This is a genomic window from Nocardia sp. NPDC004068 (genome assembly GCF_042874315.1).
Classification (GTDB): domain Bacteria; phylum Actinomycetota; class Actinomycetes; order Mycobacteriales; family Mycobacteriaceae; genus Nocardia.
Genome location: NZ_JBIAMW010000007.1, coordinates 23,638 through 42,897, shown reverse-complemented (window position 1 = coordinate 42,897; position 19,260 = coordinate 23,638). Strand labels below are relative to the sequence as shown.

General features: G+C 68.3%; 22 protein-coding genes. 10 read left to right on the top strand and 12 right to left on the bottom strand.

What is annotated here, in order from left to right; all coding sequences use genetic code 11:
• Window positions 1–79: 79 nt before the first annotated feature.
• Window positions 80–973 (bottom strand): Scr1 family TA system antitoxin-like transcriptional regulator, encoded by an 894-nt coding sequence (locus tag ACFYTQ_RS18955; protein WP_387362398.1) that lies wholly within the window; start codon window positions 971–973, stop codon window positions 80–82.
• Window positions 974–1,189: 216 nt separating this feature from the next.
• Between ACFYTQ_RS18955 and ACFYTQ_RS18950 the strand changes: the two genes are divergently transcribed.
• The 3 genes from ACFYTQ_RS18950 (at window position 1,190) to ACFYTQ_RS18940 (ending at window position 4,024) form a co-directional block, all read left to right on the top strand.
• Window positions 1,190–2,416 (top strand): helix-turn-helix domain-containing protein, encoded by a 1,227-nt coding sequence (locus tag ACFYTQ_RS18950; RefSeq protein ID WP_387362396.1) that lies wholly within the window; start codon window positions 1,190–1,192, stop codon window positions 2,414–2,416.
• Window positions 2,417–3,002: 586 nt separating this feature from the next.
• Window positions 3,003–3,716: a hypothetical protein gene (locus tag ACFYTQ_RS18945; protein WP_387362394.1), complete on the top strand. Its 714-nt coding sequence runs from the start codon at window positions 3,003–3,005 to the stop codon at window positions 3,714–3,716.
• A 110-nt stretch (window positions 3,717–3,826) separates the two neighbouring features.
• Window positions 3,827–4,024 carry a hypothetical protein gene (locus tag ACFYTQ_RS18940; protein WP_387362392.1) on the top strand — a complete coding sequence of 66 codons (198 nt, stop codon included), beginning with the start codon at window positions 3,827–3,829 and terminating at the stop codon, window positions 4,022–4,024.
• Between the two features lie 53 nt (window positions 4,025–4,077).
• Here ACFYTQ_RS18940 and ACFYTQ_RS18935 read toward each other — a convergent pair whose 3' ends face one another.
• From ACFYTQ_RS18935 to ACFYTQ_RS18910, 6 genes are all read right to left on the bottom strand, one after another.
• Window positions 4,078–4,443 (bottom strand): hypothetical protein, encoded by a 366-nt coding sequence (locus tag ACFYTQ_RS18935; RefSeq protein WP_387362390.1) that lies wholly within the window; start codon window positions 4,441–4,443, stop codon window positions 4,078–4,080.
• A 99-nt stretch (window positions 4,444–4,542) separates the two neighbouring features.
• The gene (locus ACFYTQ_RS18930) at window positions 4,543–5,472 is read right to left on the bottom strand and encodes an NADP-dependent oxidoreductase (RefSeq protein ID WP_387362388.1); all 930 of its coding nucleotides are present in this window, start codon (window positions 5,470–5,472) and stop codon (window positions 4,543–4,545) included.
• Window positions 5,473–5,562: 90 nt separating this feature from the next.
• Window positions 5,563–6,006: a hypothetical protein gene (locus ACFYTQ_RS18925; RefSeq protein ID WP_387362387.1), complete on the bottom strand. Its 444-nt coding sequence runs from the start codon at window positions 6,004–6,006 to the stop codon at window positions 5,563–5,565.
• A 119-nt stretch (window positions 6,007–6,125) separates the two neighbouring features.
• Window positions 6,126–6,773, bottom strand: coding sequence for a Type 1 glutamine amidotransferase-like domain-containing protein (locus ACFYTQ_RS18920; RefSeq protein WP_387362385.1), 648 nt, complete (start codon window positions 6,771–6,773; stop codon window positions 6,126–6,128).
• Entirely contained in the window at window positions 6,773–7,594 is an 822-nt protein-coding gene (locus ACFYTQ_RS18915; protein ID WP_387362383.1) for a maleylpyruvate isomerase family mycothiol-dependent enzyme, read from the bottom strand. Before ACFYTQ_RS18915 ends, ACFYTQ_RS18920 begins: the two co-directional genes overlap by 1 nt.
• On the bottom strand, window positions 7,591–8,040 hold the full coding sequence (locus ACFYTQ_RS18910; protein WP_387362381.1) for an HIT family protein: 450 nt from the start codon (window positions 8,038–8,040) through the stop codon (window positions 7,591–7,593). Before ACFYTQ_RS18910 ends, ACFYTQ_RS18915 begins: the two co-directional genes overlap by 4 nt.
• Window positions 8,041–8,230: 190 nt before the next feature.
• Here ACFYTQ_RS18910 and ACFYTQ_RS18905 point away from each other — a divergent pair, with 190 nt between their 5' ends.
• The 4 genes from ACFYTQ_RS18905 to ACFYTQ_RS18890 all read left to right on the top strand — a co-directional run bounded on the left by ACFYTQ_RS18905 (window position 8,231) and on the right by ACFYTQ_RS18890 (window position 11,450).
• On the top strand, window positions 8,231–9,355 hold the full coding sequence (locus ACFYTQ_RS18905; RefSeq protein ID WP_387362379.1) for a Re/Si-specific NAD(P)(+) transhydrogenase subunit alpha: 1,125 nt from the start codon (window positions 8,231–8,233) through the stop codon (window positions 9,353–9,355).
• On the top strand, window positions 9,355–9,672 hold the full coding sequence (locus tag ACFYTQ_RS18900; protein WP_387362377.1) for an NAD(P) transhydrogenase subunit alpha: 318 nt from the start codon (window positions 9,355–9,357) through the stop codon (window positions 9,670–9,672). The genes ACFYTQ_RS18905 and ACFYTQ_RS18900 overlap by 1 nt, the downstream gene beginning before the upstream one ends.
• A gap of 3 nt (window positions 9,673–9,675) precedes the next feature.
• Complete coding sequence (locus tag ACFYTQ_RS18895) at window positions 9,676–11,088, top strand: NAD(P)(+) transhydrogenase (Re/Si-specific) subunit beta (protein ID WP_387362375.1); 1,413 nt, start codon at window positions 9,676–9,678, stop codon at window positions 11,086–11,088.
• A 62-nt stretch (window positions 11,089–11,150) separates the two neighbouring features.
• Window positions 11,151–11,450, top strand: coding sequence for a hypothetical protein (locus ACFYTQ_RS18890; protein WP_387362373.1), 300 nt, complete (start codon window positions 11,151–11,153; stop codon window positions 11,448–11,450).
• Window positions 11,451–11,495: 45 nt separating this feature from the next.
• Here the strand turns inward: ACFYTQ_RS18890 and ACFYTQ_RS18885 are convergent, their stop codons facing one another.
• Window positions 11,496–12,002: a MarR family winged helix-turn-helix transcriptional regulator gene (locus ACFYTQ_RS18885; protein WP_387362371.1), complete on the bottom strand. Its 507-nt coding sequence runs from the start codon at window positions 12,000–12,002 to the stop codon at window positions 11,496–11,498.
• 58 nt (window positions 12,003–12,060) lie between these two features.
• Here ACFYTQ_RS18885 and ACFYTQ_RS18880 point away from each other — a divergent pair, with 58 nt between their 5' ends.
• Window positions 12,061–13,500: an MFS transporter gene (locus tag ACFYTQ_RS18880; RefSeq protein WP_387362369.1), complete on the top strand. Its 1,440-nt coding sequence runs from the start codon at window positions 12,061–12,063 to the stop codon at window positions 13,498–13,500.
• A 40-nt stretch (window positions 13,501–13,540) separates the two neighbouring features.
• Here ACFYTQ_RS18880 and ACFYTQ_RS18875 read toward each other — a convergent pair whose 3' ends face one another.
• The 3 genes from ACFYTQ_RS18875 to ACFYTQ_RS18865 all read right to left on the bottom strand — a co-directional run bounded on the left by ACFYTQ_RS18875 (window position 13,541) and on the right by ACFYTQ_RS18865 (window position 16,269).
• Entirely contained in the window at window positions 13,541–14,329 is a 789-nt protein-coding gene (locus tag ACFYTQ_RS18875; protein ID WP_387362367.1) for an SDR family oxidoreductase, read from the bottom strand.
• A 72-nt stretch (window positions 14,330–14,401) separates the two neighbouring features.
• Window positions 14,402–14,977, bottom strand: a complete 576-nt coding sequence (locus tag ACFYTQ_RS18870) for a TetR/AcrR family transcriptional regulator (protein ID WP_387362365.1) — start codon at window positions 14,975–14,977, stop codon at window positions 14,402–14,404.
• Between the two features lie 32 nt (window positions 14,978–15,009).
• Window positions 15,010–16,269 carry an MFS transporter gene (locus ACFYTQ_RS18865; protein WP_387362363.1) on the bottom strand — a complete coding sequence of 420 codons (1,260 nt, stop codon included), beginning with the start codon at window positions 16,267–16,269 and terminating at the stop codon, window positions 15,010–15,012.
• Between the two features lie 100 nt (window positions 16,270–16,369).
• Here ACFYTQ_RS18865 and ACFYTQ_RS18860 point away from each other — a divergent pair, with 100 nt between their 5' ends.
• Window positions 16,370–17,359 carry an AraC family transcriptional regulator gene (locus tag ACFYTQ_RS18860; protein WP_387362361.1) on the top strand — a complete coding sequence of 330 codons (990 nt, stop codon included), beginning with the start codon at window positions 16,370–16,372 and terminating at the stop codon, window positions 17,357–17,359.
• A gap of 24 nt (window positions 17,360–17,383) precedes the next feature.
• Complete coding sequence (locus ACFYTQ_RS18855) at window positions 17,384–17,857, top strand: acyl-CoA thioesterase (protein ID WP_387362359.1); 474 nt, start codon at window positions 17,384–17,386, stop codon at window positions 17,855–17,857.
• Here the strand turns inward: ACFYTQ_RS18855 and ACFYTQ_RS18850 are convergent.
• Window positions 17,835–19,238, bottom strand: coding sequence for a dihydrolipoamide acetyltransferase family protein (locus ACFYTQ_RS18850; protein ID WP_387362357.1), 1,404 nt, complete (start codon window positions 19,236–19,238; stop codon window positions 17,835–17,837). The two genes, ACFYTQ_RS18855 and ACFYTQ_RS18850, sit on opposite strands and share 23 nt — an antisense overlap.
• Window positions 19,239–19,260: the final 22 nt, after the last annotated feature.

Here is a 19,260-nt window from a genome sequence, read left to right as displayed (position 1 = left end):
CGATGGGTGCGGGCCGAGCTCGGCGGTGATACGCCGAGCCCGGCCGAGTCGATTCGGGGTCGAGGGAATTCAGGGATGGTCAGTTCTCGTATTCGTCCGATATCGCCAAAATCCGCGCGCTGGAATCGCTTTCGCTCAAGGCCACCCGCCGCAGTTCGCTGATCGCCGCTTTGTAACGGTCGACCTCGGCGGAGCGTTCGAGGTAGAGGTCGCCGGTGTATTCCTCGACGTGGACGATCGGGCGTTCCACGAAGCGGGTGTGTGGCAGTAGCGGGAATTCGAGCAGGGAGAAGGAACCGACGAGGGCTCCGAGGTGGCCGCGGGTGCGGAACGGGACGACGCGGATCGAGACATTCGGGCGGTGGCCGATTTCGACCAGGAATCGGCGTTGTTCGGCCATGACCGACGGGCCGCCCCATTCCTCCCGAATCGCCGCCTCGGACAGGAGGATTTCGACGGTGAAGGTCGAATCGTCCAGTCGCCGTTGCCGTTCGGCGACGCGCTCGATGCGATTATCGAGCTCGTCGGTGGGGAGGTGGGGCCATGTGGTCCAGGCGACCGCGCGGCGATAGTCGGGGGTCTGCACGATTTCGGGCAGGAGAATGACGTGCCAGGCCGTCAAGCGGCGAGCCGCGTGATCGAGGAACGCTCGCGGCTCGAAATCGTTTGCCGGGCGGTCGATATGGGGCCGCCACCAACCGCCTCCGTTCTTCGCCGACACCCGCGCCTCCCGTGCCATCGCGAGAATCGCGCGCCGCTTCTCATCGGAGACGCCGTAATGATCGCAGAGGGCGTTCATGTACAAATCGTTCGTGGACGGCACCGACAGCCCGTCCTCGAGCCGCGCCATCGTCTGCGGCGAGATACCCAAAACCTTCGCCGCGCGATTCTGGCTCATATCCGCTTTCTTGCGCAACTTCTGCAACTGCCGTCCCAGTGCCCGGCGTGCGATCGTGGAACCTTCGGCAACCATTTCGATACCCCGCTTTCCGTGTGAGGAGACACCATCGGGACCGACCGTATGCCGCGCATCCGGCGGCGACCGGCGCAAATAGGTGAAGCCCCTGGAATATCCGGAGAATGAGATACAGTATCACCACGGGTGAAAGTCGTTGCCTGGCACCATGTTCCGAGCGGTCGGACCGATCTTGCAGCAGCACGTTCATCAGGAAGCGGGGGCAGTATGCATATGACCACAGGGGAGGTCATCCGGCGGATCCGCAAGTCGCTCGGGATGACCCAAACCGAGTTGGGCGCCATTCTGGGCTACACCCAACCGGTGATCTCGCAGCTCGAACACGACGGAGGTGCCATCAACGACGTAAGGGTGCTCCGCCGTATCGCCAAGGCGCTCGGCGTTCCGCTTGCCATACTGGTAGTGGAGTCGAACGAGGAGGCGGATGTGAACCGTCGTAATTTCCTACGAGCCAGCGCATTCGGCACCGGTGCCGCCGTTGCGGCGGGACAGGGAGCCGCGGCGTCGACGGACGGCCTTCACATTGGTACCGCCGATGTCGCTGAAATAATCGCCAGTACCAGTGAAATTCATGAACTCGACCTGTTGGTGGGCGGGGACAGGCTGTGCCGCGTGGCGGCCGGCCAGGTCCGGTTCATCGAACGGCTACTGGAACACGGCAGCTATACCGACGCGGTCGGCCGTGATCTGACCAGCGCCGCCGCCGAAGCGATGACGGCCGCCGGTTGGGTGCACTGGGACGCGGGCCGACCGGATCGGGCTCGGCAGTACTATGCCAAGGCCCGGCAAACGGCTTCTGCCGCAGGCAATGTCATCGCGGAGTCGCACGCGCTGCTCAACGCCAGCCTTGTCAGCTTCCAGGGCGGGTTCGGCCCGTCCAAACCGTCGAAGCAGCTGCGTCCCCGGGATGCGGTCAATCTCGCCGAAGCCGCGCAAACGACGGCGCGAGGCAGTGGCGGCCCGAGGCTGCGGGCGCGGGCCGTGATCTACGAAGCGGGCGCGCACAGTACGGCGGGGGACAGCAGCGCCATGACGAACGCCATCAGTCGTGCGCACCGCGCCTTCGAATCGACGCGCGGCCACGACCCGGAGTGGGTGTACCTGCCGCCAGCGGCCCTGGCAGGTATGACCGGGTGGGCGCACATGCGCATCGGCGACCACAAAACGGCCACGGCCTACCTCCAAGAAGCGATCGACGGCACCGCCTGGTGGCCGAGGGAGAACATCGGCTGGCGAATCAAGCTGGCTGAGAATCACATTCAAGCGGGTGAACTCGCGGACGGCTGTCAGATCCTGATCGACCACTTCGACCAGATCACCAGCACGACATCGTCCCGCCTGTGCGCCACGCTCGACAGCATCACCCAGGATGTCCGTCCGCACGCGAGTGTGCCCGAAGTGCGTGAATACTTGGGCATGGTGGCAGCACGGGTTTCATAGCGGCACCGTCCCTTCCAGACGCGACACACCCACCCCGTACGGCCGAAGCCTCACCGGCGCCCGCTGCCTGTCGGCTCCGGCTCGCAGGGCTGGGACTGCCCGGTGACTCCGTGTCGCACAAGCGATTTCGACACCCGTGCGCTACGTTACGCTCGCAGCATCGCTCAATGTGATCGACGGGAACGCTTTTGAACTGCTCGAACTGTGGGATGGTCATACCGTACGTGGGGCGCGTGTGCCCATACTGCGGCATCGACAAGAGGGCCGATCAGGAAACGACGCGCATCAAGTTCTGGGTCCTGGCCGGTGTGAGCTTGCTGATCACGGTTCCCCTCGCGATCGCGATCGGCAGTACCGCCAGCAACCATGGCGTACACCTCCTCGGTTCGTTCGCCGGTGGCCTCTGCTGCGTCCTGTTCCCCGTGGCCTTGATTTGGGGCTCTCTGACCTCAACGAGGAGATAGCCTTTCGACTCCGTCGATCTCGGCAGCCCGGCCTCCGGACCGAAGGTATCGCACAGACCATCGATCGACAGACCGTGCCAGAATCGTTGCACACCAAAACAACTGGGTATCGAGGATATTCGATGAGTGCAACCAGCGGCGATGGCCGATTCTCGTTCCTCTTGTGGCGTGCAATCGGAATTCTGATGAGCCCGCCCGGTCCCGAGCCTCAGATTTCGCCCTGGCTGCGCGGCGTTGTGCGGCCTGCGCCCGGCAGCGCGCGCATCGTCCTCAGTCCGGACGAGCGCCATGCGCCGGGGCTCGCGGTCGATTACCCCCTCGATGCTGCCCAGGGATTGAATGTGGCGGCGGTTCTGGATCATGTCAGGTTCGCGGTCGGGCCGCAGGTGTCTGCGCTCCTGGACCGCTCGGCGGTTCCCGATCGCGATAGCTATGGCAATACGATCGTTCCCGCCGATGAATTGGATTTCGACAACAGCGCGGAGCTGACCCGATGGGACCAGAACATCTTCTCGCTGTTCACCACGTTCCTGGGTGCGAGTATTCCCTTCTTCGAAGAGGACTTCGCATTCTTCGGGTTCATGTTCGTCGGCTCGAACACGTGCCGGATCTACATTCGTAGCGCACAGACGCGGCTCACCTACGGGATCGATCTGCCCCTCACCCGAGCCGATGGCGCTCCGTTCGAGGGGTATGCGTACCTGGCACGCGAGCTCGCGCCGCTCGTACGCATCGGTGACCTCGACCTGTATCGAGTCGAGGGCGCGGCGGACGAGTACTGCGGTCAGGTCGTGGATCTGAACGCATGGTTCGGCCCCGCCGCGTCCGCGCAGTAGTACGCAAGAGAAGATGTGAAACGCCTGTGTAACAGACCCTCCGCCCCCATCGATCACCATGCGAGTCCGCACCCAAGCGGGCCAAACCTGTTGAGGGAAGGCATGTTCCAATGAATCGAGTTTCCCGGGTCACCGTCGGCGCGCTCGTCTTCGGGGCCGCGCTGTTGCCGATGGCGCCCGCGCAGGCCGAGGTCGTTGCGCGGCCTGCGGCGGTGGCCGATGCGGGGACGGGGTCGTCCACGCAGTCGATCATGTGCACCGTGTTGCGGCTGATGTTGATGAATCAGGGGCCGGCGTGGTGCCAATGAGGTAGTGAGCGGGGCGTAGGCAGCGGTCGTGCTGCCTACGGCCAGCGGGGAACTCAGTCCCGGTAGATCCGCACATGCGCGCCGGTGGCGGTGCCGACGCTCGTCGGGCCGAGGCATGAGGCGGTGCCCTGGCCGGACGGGGGGAACGAACCGCTCCACGAACCCTGGTACGGGCCGAAGGCTATGAACGGGAAGGCATTCGGGTCGACGTGCAGGCCGACGCAGTCGACGATCAACGCGTATTCCCGTCCGGCGGGGCCGTCGTCGTGGCAGGTCGCCGTCGCGCTGGTCAGGTCTCGGGTGATCGTGCAGTCCTCGGGCGCGGCCTGCGCGGTCCCGGCGCCGAGGACGGTGGCGAAGCCCGAGACGGCCGCGGCGGCAAGGGCGGTTCGCGCGGCGATTGCGGTTGTTCTTCTCATATGAATCCCATCTCCCACACGTCTTTTACTGTCCCTTGACCATCGTTTTCCATCTGGAAGTGTTACGAAGGTGGAGTGGCGATCGCGAAATGCGTTGCGCTACTCCGTAATTCGCACCACGACCTTACCTCGCGTGTGTTTGCCCGCTACCCGCGAGAGGGCTTCCCGAACCTGGTCCAGCGGCAGGACCGCCTCGATGTGCGGCCGCAGCCGGTCGCTGTCGACGAGTTCGGCCAGCGCGCCCAGCCGCTCGCGGTCGACGTGCGCGGCGAAGGATTCGGCCGTGATGCCGCGAGACAGCGGCGGGGTGGGGTCCTGGATGACGATGAGGCTCGCCCGCCCGTTGTCGCGGACCGCTTCGAGCGCCCGGTCGCGGGTCTCGCCGCCCGCGCAGTCCATGAGCAGGTCGACTCCGCCGGGACAGGCGGCAAGCACCTGTCGAACCCAGTCGGGATCGTGGTAGTCGAAAGTCTCGCTCGCGCCCAGATTTCGCAGGTAATCGTGGTTGCGGGGGCTCGCCACGCCGAAGACGCGGGCGTCCGTCGCCGCCGCGATCTGCACCGCCGCACTGCCCACCCCGCCCGCGGCGGCCGTGACGAGCACGGTCTGGTCCGGTCGCAGGTGGCCGCGATCGATGAGGCCCTCGTGCGCGGTTCCGGCGGCGATCACCAATGCGGCCGCCTCCGGAAAGTCGGCCTTCTCGGGCATGGGGGCCATGCGAGCCGCGTCGACCAGGGCCAGTTCGCCGAACCCGCCACCGGTGGGGAACGTGGTCGCGAAGACGCGCTGACCGGGGCGGGCATCGGTCCCTTCGCCCGCCGTTTCGACCACGCCCGAAATCTCTTGTCCCGGAACGAAAGGCGTGGCCATCCCCGGGAATCCGCCGCTGAGCATTCCGACGTCCCACGGTCCGACGCCCGCGCAGTGCACGCGCACCAGGACCTGCCCCGGTCCGGGGACCGGATCCGGCCGATCCACCAGTTCGACATTGCCGATCCCGGTCGGTTCGGTAGCGATCGCGACTCGCATCCTGCGCCCCTGTCTCGTCGGACTACGGCTCGATCACCACAGTGGCACGGCCGAGCCGTTTTCGGCTGTTGCCCAGGGCGTGTTGACCGCCTACTTCCGCTCGATGGTGATCGACGTGTCGATCCGGGCCCGGACGTCCTCCGTTTCGGCCTTGTACAGGATGGCGGTGGCACCGGCGGTCTTTCCGATCTGCCATTCGCTCGGGCCGCTGTCGCCGAAGGGGGTGGCGGAACTCCCCACGACCTGAACCGTCCACGCGTGCGGCTTACCGTCGCAGCGGAACAGGCTGTGCTTGGTCACGCCGCCTTGCAGACCGTCCTGGCTGACGGCCACACGCAGATCGATCCCGCCGCCCTTGCAGGTGCCGGACCCGCTGACCTCGACCGCGGCGCGATCGGCCTTGCCGATGGGGTCGATGCTCACCGTGGTGCTCTTGGCGGGGGCCGCCGACGCCGTCCCGGCGTTCACGGCCGGGACGCAGAGCACCGCGCCGACGGTCATCGCGACCCCCGCCGCGCGGAATGTGCCGATCACTGTCGTGAAGCTCCTCTCGCACGAAATGAAGCAGGACAGCGCCGCACACTAAACCCTTTCCCGCGCCGAACCTTTCACCGCGCATACCGTGGCGATTCGCGTCGAGGTTCGGGACGGCCTCAGGATCCGCTGAGGACCTCGATCCGATCCCCGTCGACCACCACCGCATCGTCATCGGTCAGCGCCCAGTGCGCCACACCCTCCGCACGGAAGCGGCGGGCCAGCTCGGTGCACACCCCGTCGGGATCGGTGCCCGGCGAGTCGACATGGGGAACGATGCGCCGATCGACCAAACCCAAACCGTCCCAGAGCACATCGATACCGCACGCCGGACGGACCTCCGCCGGATCGTCGGCGATCTCGATACCGTGCAGATCCGGCCCGAGCAGACACGCCCCCGCGCTGTATCCCGCGTAAGCGAGCGCGTCCTCCCCCAGCAGCGCGGGCAGCACGAGATCCGCTCCGCTACGGGCGAATTGGGCGCGCAACACGAAGGTGTTCCCGCCGCGCACCCACAGCACGGGGAAGCGTCGCAGCGTTCGCTCCAATTCCCCTGTGCGACCGACATATTCCCGCAGATCGACCACCTCGGGCCGAAATCCCAACCGCCGCAAGGGCGCCGCGTCACTCGTGATCGCACCCTTCCACGCCGCGGGCCACGCGTCACAGGCGTTGGGAACGAACGCGATCGGCCCCGGCTCACCGGCCAGCGCCGCGAACCGGTCGTAGTGCGCCCCGAATCGATAACTCGACAGGAACAGCCGCATCAGATCGTGAAACCCAGATTGTCCACGATCCGCTGCCCGAGCTCCCGATCGCCCGCCAGCGTGATCTCCTCGGCGTGCTCCCGCGCGGACACCCGCCCGCCGCACAATCGCGCGAACAACCCCGAGCCCAGCTCGATCACCACATCGGCCGGACGGTCCAGCGCCGCAACGAGTTCCGCGCGCCCGTCCACCCGCACGTGCAGCTCGCGCCGGACCGGACCGGTCAGCGCGAAACTCACCCGGGCGCCGTCCGGCGCCTTACCCCGCTTGACCACCGTGCGGCCGAGGAACGGCTCGATCTCGTCCACCGCGAACTCGGCCCGCGCACCGCCCTCGTCCACGCGAACTCCCAGCGCGTCGGCGATGTCGAGTTCGTGCATCCAGCAGTCGAACAACCGCACCCGCATGAACCGCCCGTAGCTGACCAACCCGACCGGCGACTGGATATCGGCCTGCCAGGCCGCGTCGTCGGTGTCGCGCAACGCTTTCCGGCGGCGGTCGGTGACCTCGGTGAAGCCTTCCAGCAGCCCCGCCCCGGACAACGGCCGCAGCGACTCCAGCCACGCCTCGTTCAGCGCCCCGGTGTCGTTGCGCACATGCGCGAAGGCGCGCAGGTCGGTGTCCGGCCGCGGTATCGACTCGCCCAGCAGCATCGATTCGGTGCCGACCACGTGCGCCAGCACGTCGAACACCGTCCAGCCGGGCAGCGGAGACGGTGTGCGCCAACGGTTCTCGTCGATGCCGTCGACCAAGCGGGCCAGCGCGTCCCACTGGTCGGAGAGCGCGGCGACGATCTCGGCGCGATCCAGGCTGCCACTCATGCGCGGGTCTCCCTCTCCTCGGTCTCGAGCCGGTCCAGCCCGGCGCGGATGGCCGCGGCCGTGCTCTCGGTGTCGTGCGGTCGCCGCAACACGAAGCCCGTGGCGAAACCCCAACGGTCGCCGTGCTTTCGGGGCACCACGTGCAGGTGGACGTGGCCGACGGTCTGGAAAGCCGCGCGGCCGTCGTTGAGCACGAGATTCGCCCCGTCGGCGTTCAGGTCGCTGCGCCGCACGGCCTTGGCGATGCGGTGGCCGAGGGTGAAGACCCGCGCGCCCAGCGCGTGATCCAGCTCGTCCAGATCGGTCGCGTGCTGCTTGGGTACGACGAGGGTGTGGCCGCGGGTGATGGGCCGGATGTCGAGGAACGCCAGCAGCGTGTCGTCCTCGTACACGCGGGTGGACGGTGCCGAGCCCGCGACGATGCGGCAGAAGATGCAGCCACTCACCCCGCCGACATTACGGCGTACGAGACGGAATCGGGAGTGCCCGACGATGTTCGGTTCGGGGTAAATGCGTGGAACCTCACCCTTCGTTGTGATGTTGATCTCGGTTAGGCTTCCCTGCGACCAGGTATCCTCGCACGAACCTACCAGCAAGTAAGTTACTCGCTCGCCGCTCGAGTTAGGAAGATGACCAGTGGAGACAACGCAAAGCGCAGACGCGGACGCGCCGCGCGGGACGCGTGTCGGAGTCGTACGTGAATCCAACGCCGACGAGCGTCGGGTGGCCTTGGTGCCCAAGATCGTTCCGTCCCTGGTGAAACAGGGCGTGGAGGTGATCGTGGAGGCCGGGGCCGGAGCCGGAGCTCTCATCCCGGACGAAGCATACGTCGAGGCCGGGGCCACCATCGGTGATCCGTGGTCGGCGGAGGTGGTCGTGAAGGTCGCCCCGCCCAGCGACACCGAGATCGCCAAGCTGTCGTCGGGACAGACGTTGATCGGATTCCTCGCACCGCGCAACGCCGACAACAAGATCGGCGCGCTGAAGGCCGCGGGCGTGCAGGCGTTCGCCGTGGAGTCGATCCCGCGCATCTCGCGCGCCCAGGTGATGGACGCGCTGTCCTCGCAGGCCAATGTCGCCGGGTACAAGGCGGTCCTGTTGGCCGCCTCGGAATCGACCCGGTTCTTCCCCATGCTCACCACCGCCGCGGGCACGGTGAAGCCCGCGACCGTGCTGGTGCTCGGCGTGGGTGTGGCCGGTTTGCAGGCGCTGGCCACCGCCAAACGGCTCGGGGCCCGCACCACCGGCTACGACGTGCGGCCCGAGGTGGCCGATCAGGTGCGTTCGGTGGGTGCGCAGTGGCTGGATCTGGGCATCGACGCGGCCGGTGAGGGCGGGTACGCCCGCGAGCTCACCGACGAGGAGAAGGCCCGGCAGCAGCAGGCCCTCGAGGACGCCATCAAGGGCTTCGACGTGGTGATCACGACCGCGCTGGTGCCGGGCCGTCCCGCGCCGCGGCTGGTGACCGCCGCCGCCGTGGAGGGTATGAAGCCCGGCAGCGTGATCGTGGACCTGGCGGGGGAGACCGGCGGCAACTGCGAGTTGACCGAACCCGGGAAAACCGTTGTGCGCCATGACGTCACGATCACCTCGCCGCTGAATCTGCCCGCGACCATGCCGGAGCACGCGTCGGAGTTGTATTCGAAGAACATCGCCGCCCTGCTGGAGTTGATGCTGACCGAGGGCCGTCTGGCGCCGGACTTCTCCGATCAGGTGCTGGCGGATTCGTGCGTGACCCGCGAGAAGGAAGCCCAGAGCTGATGTATACCGAACTGCTGGCCAATATCGCGATCCTGGTGTTGTCGGGATTCGTCGGATTCGCGGTCATCTCCAAGGTCCCCAACACCCTGCACACCCCACTCATGTCCGGCACCAACGCCATTCACGGCATCGTCGTGCTCGGCGCGCTGGTGGTGCTCGGCCGCATCGAGCATCCCTCGATCGCCACCCAGATCATCCTGTTCATCGCCGTCGTGTTCGGCACCTTGAACGTGATCGGCGGGTTCGTGGTGACCGATCGCATGCTGGGAATGTTCAAGGGCAAGAAGCCCGCGGCGAGCGAGAAGGCGGGCAAGTAGGCCATGGACAATCTCGTCAATATTCTCTATATCCTCGCGTTCGCGCTGTTCATCTACGGTCTGATGGGTCTGACCGGACCCAAGACCGCGGTGCGCGGCAACTGGATCGCCGCGATCGGCATGGGCATCGCGGTCGTCGCGACGTTCATCGCGATCCGCGACACCACCAACTGGATCATCATCGTCGCCGGTCTGGTCGTCGGTGTGGTGCTGGGCGTGCCGCCGGCGCGGTTCACCAAGATGACCGCCATGCCGCAGCTGGTGGCGGCGTTCAACGGCGTCGGCGGCGGCACGGTCGCGTTGATCGCCCTGTCGGAATTCCTGAATACGCAAGGGTTTTCGCGGATTCCGGAGCAGCCCAGCGTGCACATCGTGGTGGCGTCGCTGTTCGCGGCGATCATCGGTTCGGTGTCGTTCTGGGGTTCGCTGATCGCGTTCGGCAAGTTGCAGGAGATCCTGCCCGGTAAGCCCATCGGGATCGGGAAGTTGCAGCAGCCGTTGAACATTCTGCTGTTCGTGGCCGCCGTCGCCGCCGCCGTGGTGATCGGCGTCGGGGCGTCGAAGGACGGCGTGTCCACCTGGTGGATGGTGCTGGTGCTCGTGGCCGCGGCCGTGCTCGGGCTGATGGTCGTGCTGCCGATCGGCGGCGCGGACATGCCGGTGGTCATCTCGCTGCTCAACGCGCTGACCGGATTGTCCGCCGCCGCAGCGGGTTTGGCGTTGAACAACACCGCGATGATCGTGGCGGGCATGATCGTCGGCGCGTCGGGCACCATCCTCACCAACCTCATGGCCAAGGCCATGAACCGGTCCATCCCCGCGATCGTCGCGGGCGGATTCGGTGGCGGCGGCGCCGCGCCGAGCGGGGCGGGCGGGGAGCAGAAGCAGGCCAAGGCCACCTCCGCCGCCGACGCCGCGATCCAGATGGCCTACGCCAACCAGGTCATCGTGGTGCCCGGCTACGGCATGGCCGTCGCCCAGGCCCAGCACGCGGTCAAGGAGATGGCGTCGCTGCTGGAGGGCAAGGGCGTGGAGGTCAAATACGCCATCCATCCCGTGGCGGGCCGGATGCCCGGACACATGAACGTGCTGCTGGCCGAGGCCGAGGTCTCCTATGACGCGCTCAAGGAGATGGACGACATCAACGGCGAATTCGCCCGCACCGACGTCGCTTTGGTGATCGGCGCCAACGACGTCACCAACCCGGCCGCCCGCGAGGACTCCTCGAGCCCCATCTACGGCATGCCGGTGCTCAATGTCGACCAGGCCAAGTCGGTGATCGTGCTCAAGCGGTCGATGAACTCCGGTTTCGCCGGTATCGACAATCCGCTGTTCTACGCCGACCACACCTCCATGCTGTTCGGCGACGCCAAGAAGTCGGTCAACGCGGTCACCGAGGAGCTCAAGGCGCTCTAGGCGATTCGCGCGATGGCCCCGGTCCGCTTCGAGGACCGGGGCCATTCCTCTAAGCTGCCCCTGTGACGCTTCGTGAACGGTTCGGCCTGCCCGCCGCCGGGGACGCCGTGGGCTACGGCGCTCCGCACGAGACGGCCGACGGGGCCACGGTCATCACGGTGACGGGGTCGGGCGGCCTGTTCCGGCCGGGCCCGCGGCCGCTCGGGATCTTCGTCGTGCACGGCGAAAAGGTCTCCTGGGCACCGGTTTACGATGGCGAGCGGATCGCCTTCGTGGGCGTGCTCACCGGACTGCTCGCCGCCGTCATCGGCACCCTCGCGGTCCTGCGCCGCCCGCCGTGGCCGGATCTGTCCGGGCGGTAACTACGCTGCGCCGCCCGTCGTGGCCGGACCTGAGGCGGTGACCCCCTAGCGGGCCCGAGTGCGGCTCGCGGCGATCTCGAAATCGTCGAGCATCCGGTGGTTCAGGCTCGCGAGCAGCGACAGGTCCTCGGATGTCCACTGCGCCAACGCGTCTCGGATCGATCGGCGGATGACCGCCGAGATCGCGTCCACCGCGTCGTGCCCGGCCGTGGTCAGGCACACCTGCTGGGCGCGGCGATCGTCGGGATCGAGCACCCGCGACACCATGCCCGCGCGTTCGAGCCGCTGCACCTGCCGGGTCACGTGCGGCGCCTCCACATCGAGTCGGCACGCCAATTCGCCCAGGCGCAACGGCTTTCCGGCGTCGGCGAGCATCCGCAGCAGCGGCACGTTCGCGCGGTCGATGTTCACCCCGGCCGCCGCCACCGTCTGATCGTGCCGCCGCGCCCGGGTGAGCAGATGCGCCAGCCGCGTGATGGCGCGTTCCAGTTCCGCGACATGCCCTGCATCAGCGTCGATTTCGGGCGGGGAGATTGCTTCCGGACGCGGCATGCGGTTATTGTACGGGTAACTTACTTATGTTTGTTAAGTAATAGATGAGGACGAAAAGATGACGTCGACCGTCGCCGGACGGTCCAGCGGCACCGCCGCCGGGACCGGCGCTCCGGCCCATCTCGGGATGACCCTGCTCGCGTTGTGCTCGGCCGGACTGGTGGTCTCCCTCCAGCAGACGGTCGTGATCCCGCTGCTGCCCCGCCTGCTCGTGGAGCTGCACACCGATGTCGCGGGCGTGACGTGGCTGTTCACCGCCGCGCTGCTCACCGGAGCCGTTGCGACGCCGCTGCTTTCGCGATTCGGCGACATGTACGGCAAGAAGCGCATGGTGCTGCTGTGCATGGGTCTGCTGATCGTCGGATCGGTGGTGTGCGCGCTGGCGACCTCGCTCGGCGTCTACATCGTCGGCCGCGCGTTGCAGGGCACCTCCTCGGCGATGATCCCGCTGGCGATCGGGATCATTCGCGACACCTTCCCGCGCGAGCGGCTCACCACGGCCATCGGCGTGGTCAGCGGGACCATGGGGGTGGGCGGCACGATCGGCATGCTCGTCACGGGCGTGATCGCGGACCGGACGACCGATCCGCATCCGGTGTTCTGGATGGTCACCGGCTGCGCGGTGCTCGCGACCGCGCTGATCCAAATGAGCGCCAAGGACATCGGCGCGCGGCACGGCGGGCGGCCGGACTTCCTCGGCGCGATCCTGTTGGCCGGGCTGCTGGTGTGCCTGCTGCTCGCGATCAGCGAGGGGCCGCGCTGGGGGTGGGGTGCGGCCAGCGTGATCGGGCTGTTCGCCGCCTCGGCGGTGCTGGCGGTGGTGTGGGTGCTGGTGGAGCTGAAGGTGGCCCAGCCGCTGGTTCGGTTGCCGCTGCTGGTCGGGCCCATGTCGTCGTCGGCGAATCTGGCCTCGGCGCTGCTGGGCTTCGCGATGTTCGGATCCTTCACGCTCATCTCGAATTTCGTGCAGGCGCCGCACGACAAGCTGGGCTACGGGTTGTCGGGTTCGGTGCTGGCGGTGGGGTTGTACGGCATTCCGAGTTCGGTTCTGATGACGTTCTTCTCGTTCCGTACGGGCCGCATCGTGGCCCGCATCGGCGCGGCCAAGACGCTGGCCATCGGCGCGGTGTTCGGCGGGCTGGCGACCGGCTGGCTGGCGATCTTCCACAGCCACGGCTACGACATGATCGTCTCGAATGTGTTGCAGGGCATCGGTTTCGGCATCGGGTACGCGGCGCTGGGCACGCTGGCCGTGCAGCACGTCCCGATGAGCGAGAGCGGTATCGCCAGCGGGATCAACTCGCTGGTCCGTGTGGCGGGCGGCAGTATCGCCGGGGCCATCACCGCCTCGGTGCTGAGCGCGATCACCATCGGGGACACCGGGATTCCGTCGCTGCGCGCCTATGTCGTCAGCTTCGCCATCCTGAGCGTGGGTTCGTTCGCCGCGGCGGCGGTGGCGCTCGGGAACGGGTTGCGGCACAAGCACGTTCGGGAGTAGGGCCGGGTCCCCTGCCCGGGGGCGGGGGACCGCCGGCGGCTCAGAGGATCTTGACCGATCCGCCGTCGATGACGTGGTCCGCGCCGATGATGTTGGTGGCGCGGGCCGAGACGAGGAAGGACACCAGGGCGGCGACCTCCTCGGGTTCGGTGATGCGGCCGGAGGTGATGCCGAACTGCTGGGGGATCGCCTGGAGCAGCTGGTCCAGCGAAACACCGTTCGCCTCGGCCACTTTCGAGCCGAATCCGGCCGGATCGCGCCAGAGCGGGGTGCCGACCACGCCGGGGGAGACGGTGTTGACGCGCACGCCGCGCGGGCCGAACTCCTCGGCCAGCCGCTTGCCGAACGCGGTCAGCGCGGCCTTGGCCTCGCTGTAGCCGACCGGGCCGCCGCTGGGCCAGCGGGCGTTGATCGAGGAGATGTTCACGATGGCGCCGCGCCGCTCGATCAGCGAGGGCAGGGCCGCGCGGGCGGTGCGGATCGCGCTGAACAGGTTGAGGTCGAACATCTTCTGGATCTGGTCGTCGTCGATGTCGAGCAGGGTGCCCAGCCGCAGTTTGTCCGCGTCGCCGCCGCCGACATTGTTGACGAGGATGTCGAGGCCGCCGAGTTCGGTCAGGGCGGCGTCGACGACCGAGCGCGCGCCCTCGGCGGTGCCCAGGTCGACGGAAATCGCCGCGACCGAAGCCTTTTCGAGTTCGGGGGTGATGGTGCGGGCCGCGCCGACGACCCGCACGCCCTCGGCGGTGAGCGCCTCGGCCACGGCCAGGCCGATGCCCTTGCTGGCGCCGGTGACGAGCGCGGTCTTGCCGGTCAGTTCGAGATCCATGGGGATTTCCTTTCTTGAACTACGGGTCAAAAATTCGGGTATGACGAAGGCCGCGGGATGCGGACCGGGTGGTCAGAGGACGGTCAGGGCGGTGTCGATGACCCGGTGCAGGGTCGGCGCGTCGTAGCTGCGGGCCATGACACGCAGGCCGCTGATGGTGGTGAGCAGGAATTCCGCGGTGGCTCGCGGGTCGAGGTCGGCGCGCACATCGCCGTCGCGCACGCCCTGTTCGAGGCGGGTGCGCAGGGCGCCGAGGGTGTGCTCGGCCATGCGGCGCACGACGCGTCTGATCTCGGGATCGTGCCCGGCCAGTTCGGTGGCGGTGTTGACGGCCAGACAGCCGCGCCGATCGGGATGGGACAGGTCGGTGTCGACGAGGAAGCGCAGGAACGCGCCGATCCGCTCGCGGGTGCTACCCGGTTCGGACAGAATCGCTTGCGCCAGTTCGGTTCCCGCGACATCGTAGCGATCGAGGGCCCGATCGAACAGTTCGCGTTTGCTGCCGAAGGCGTTGTAGAGACTGCCCTTTCCGACGCCGGTGGCCTCGGCCAGCTGGGCCGGTGAGGTGTTGGCGTAGCCGTGGGTCCAGAACACCTCCATGGCCCGCTCCACCACCGCGTCGGCCTCGAAGTTGCGTGGTCTGCCCATGTCTCGAACCTACAACCTTTTAGACCTCTGGGTCAAGAACTTGGCCGTACGACCCGCGCTCCCCACGCGCACAGCAGGACGGCCGCCAGCGGGACCAGCAGCGCGGCGGTGAGCGAGGTCGGTTTCGACAGCCAGCCGATGATCGACGGTCCGGCCAGCAGGCCCAGGTAGCCGAGGCTGAACACGCGGGACATATCGGTGGCGGCGGTCTCGGTGCCGAGATTGCCCGCGGCGGTGAAGATCTGGGGGATGCCGCCGGACAGGCCCAGTCCCATCAAGCCCCAGCCGACGAGGGTCAGCGGAATCCACGACGAGGCGACGATCGCGATCAGCCCGGCCGCCGCGAGCAGCGCGCCCCAGCGCACCACCGCGACCGGGCCGAAGCGTCCGCTCACCCGGTCGGAGCCGAATCGGCCGAGGGTCATGGTCGTGGAGAAGGCGGCGAAGGCGAGCGCGGCGGTCGCCTCGTTCGCCCCGAGGTGTTCGCGCAGTTGCAGTGCGCTCCAGTCGTTGGCGACGCCCTCGGTCATGAGCAACGCGAACGCGATGGCCGCCAGGGCGAACACCTTGCGGCGCACGGTTTTCCGCGCCGAATCACCCGTGCCTCGGGACGCCGCGGGAGCTGCGGGCCGGGGTGGCCGCGCGACCGCGGCCGCGGAGACGTCCGGGCCGTCGGCGGGCGTGGGCGGGAACGAGGTCGCGGGATCCTCGGTCGTTCCGGTGCGCGCCAGCATCTTCGGCACGCACACCGCCACGGCCGCCAGCCCGAGGACCGCCGCGATGGTGAGCGTCAGCCGGATGTCCCAGCCCGCCCGCAGCGCCGCCGCGCCCGCCAGCGAACCGACGAGGCCGCCGCAGGAGAACAGCGCGTGGAAGGCGCCCATGATCGGCCGGGGGTAGGCGCGTTCGACGTGCACGGCCTGCGCGTTCATCGACACGTCGAGCGCGCCGTTGCCGAACCCGAACAGCATCAGCGCGATCGCCAGCGAGACCGGCCCCGTCGCGAGCCCGGGCCCGACGACCGCCACCGAGAGCATCCCGGCCGCCGCGGCGACCAGGACCCGGCTGCCGAACCGGTCGGCCAGCGGCCCCGCGACCCGCATGCCGACAATGGCCACACCGGCCATCAACAGGATCAACATGCCCAGCGTGGCATTGGAGACCTCGGTCCGCTCGGTCACGGCCGGAATGTGCACGACCCACATGGCCCCGAGAAACCCGTTGAGCCCGAACACCCCGAACACGGCGGCGCGCGCGATCCGGACCGGAGGGGCAAGCGTCGTAGCGTCCACCGATTCGACGGTACCGTTCGGAACCGTTTCGGGGTCGGTGGATTCGTGGTCCTGTCGAATCAGGGTTGAGAACCTCGTACCGGTCTGTCAGGGTCAGGGGGTGGATCCGCTGGAGAGCCTGCTCGAGGGGCCGCGGGCGCGGGGGGCGTTCGTGGTGCGGTCGTTGCTGGATCCGCCGTGGTCGCTGTTGGTGCGGGACGAGGCGCCGTTGACGGTGGCGGCGATGGTGCGCGGGGACGGGTGGATCATCCCGCATCCGGCGACGGGGAGCGCCGCGCCGCGGCCCTTGCACGCGGGCGATGTGGCGGTGTTCCGGGGGCCGGACCATTACACGGTCGCCGACGATCCGGCGACCGCCCCGCAGGTGTACATCGAACCGGGCAATGTCACCACCACGCCCGAGGGCGAAGTGCTCTGCGAGACATGGAGTTTGGGCGTGCGCGGCTGGGGCACCGATCCGAACGCCGCGACCATGTTGGTCACCGGCACCTACGAACAGGAGAGCGCGGCGAGCCGTCGCCTGCTGCGGGCGCTGCCGCCGGTCGTGGTGCTGCGGCGCGCGGAGTTGGACTCCCCGATCCTCGATCTGCTCGTCGAGGAGAGCGCCCGCGACCGACCCGCGCAGGGCGCGATGCTGGACCGGCTGCTCGATCTGCTGCTGATCGCGGTGCTGCGCGCCTGGTTCGCCCGCGCCGACGCGCCCGCCTGGTACCACGCCTACGCGGATCCGTTGGTGGGCAAGGCATTACGGCTCCTGCAACACAATCCCGCCCATCCCTGGACGGTCGCCGCGCTCGCCGCCGAGGTCGGCGCGTCCCGGGCGGCGCTGGCCCGGCGCTTCACCGATCTGGTCGGCGAGCCGCCCATGGCGTTCCTCACCGAGTGGCGGCTGGCGCTGGCGGCCGATCTGCTGCACGAATCCGACGCCACGGTCGAATCCATCGCGCGCCGAGTCGGATACAGCAGCGCGTTCGCCCTGAGCACCGCCTTCAAGCGGCACTACGGGGTGAGCCCGCGCGATCACCGCTCGGGGTCCGCCTCGATCGAGCGCGAACCCTCCGGCGTCGCCCGCGCGTCCGGCGGCCGGTGACCACTCGGGCGGTTCCGTTACGACATGATCACGGCCCTGGCTAAGGTCGAGCGGGTGACGACCACGCAGCAGGACTACCCGGTGCTCTGGCCCATGCCGACCAGGTGGGCGGACAACGATCACTACGGCCACGTCAACAACGTGACCTACTACTCGTACTTCGACACCGCCGTCAACGCGTGGCTGATCCACGCCACCGGCACCGACATTCGTGATCTACCGGCGATCGGCGTCGTCGCCCAGACCTCCTGCCGGTTCCTGGGCTCGCTCAGCTTCCCCGACGAACTGCGGGTGGGCCTGCGGGTGGCCCGGCTCGGCAACTCCAGCATCACCTACGACCTGGCCATCTTCCGCGCGGACGGGGACGCGCTCGAACTGGCCGCGACGGGGACGTTCGTACACGTCTACGTCGACGACGTCACCCGGCAACCGGTCGAGATCCCCGCGGTGATCCGCGCGGTCGCCGAGGAACTGGTCATACCCGACCCAGCAGCGTGAGCGGATCCTCCAGCAGCGAGGACACCGTCGCGAGGAATCGGGCAGCCAGCTCGCCGTCGATCATCCGATGGTCGAAGCTCAACCCCAGTTCGGTGACCCAGCGCACCGCCAGTTCGTCGCGATAGACCCACGGCCGCTTGCGGATCGAGCCCAGGCACAGGATCGCGGCCTCGCCCGGATTCACCAGCGGCACACCGGTGTCCACGCCGAATACGCCCACATTGCTGATGGTGAACGTGCCGCCGCGCAGGTCGGCCGGGGTGGCCGTGCCCGCGCGGCACACATCGGCCAGCCAGCCGATCTCCCGGCACAGATCGCGCAGGCTGAGCGCGTGCGCCTCCTTGATGTTGGGGACCAGCAGCCCGCGCTCGGTGGCGACGGCGATGCCCAGGTTCACATAGTGCTTGGTGACGATCTCGTGCTTGTCCTCGTCCCAGAACGTGTTGATGCCCGGGAACTCGGCCATCGCCGCGAGGGTCGCCTTGGCCACCAGCGCCAGCGGCGTCAGCGAGAGTCCGGCGAAGGATTCGGTGGCCCGCAGATGATCGAGCAGTTCCATCGACGCGGTGAAGTCGGCGGCCACGAAGGCGCTGGCCTGCGGGATGCCGCGGGCGCTGGCGACCATGGCCGCGGCGGTGCGCTTGCGGACCCCGCCGACCGGGGTACGGGATTCGCGCGCCGTGGGTGCGGGCCGCACGACGCCGCTGTCCGGGCGCATGAGCGGCACCCGGTGCGGGACCGGGCGCGGCGCGTCCTCCGACTCGTCCTCGCGGCGAATCCGGTTGGGCGGCTGGGAAACCGGGACGGCGTGGCGCACATCCTCCACGGTGACCGCGCCGCCCGGACCCGAACCGGCGACGAAGGCGATATCGATGCCGAGTTCGCGGGCCAGCTTGCGCGCCGCGGGGGTGGCCGGTGGGCGGCCGGGAATCTCGGGGTAGCCCTGGGGATCCGGGCGGGTGGGTGGCGAAACCTGTTGGGGTGTTTCGTCTTTCCCGTTCTGGGTCGAGGCGGAATCGGCGTGTGCCACCGCAGGACTCGTGCGGCCGCGGCGGGATGTGGCTTCCGCTTCGGGACCGTAGCCGACCAGTACCGACTGTCGACCCTCGGGGGCGGCGTCGACCCGGACACGGATCAGGGGCGCGCCGACGGGCACGGTCTCGCCCGGGGTGGCGAGCAGCTCCGCGACCGTCCCGGCGAACGGGCTGGGCAGGGCCACCTGGGCCTTGGCCGTCTCGACCTCGGCGATGGTCTGGTTCAACTCCACGGTGTCGCCCACGGCGACCGACCACGCGACCAGTTCGGCCTCGGTCAGGCCCTCGCCCAGGTCGGGCAGGCGAAATTCGAGAACGTTCCGGTCCGGTTCAACCGAGTCTTCCAACGGGCACCTCTGTCTGAACGAG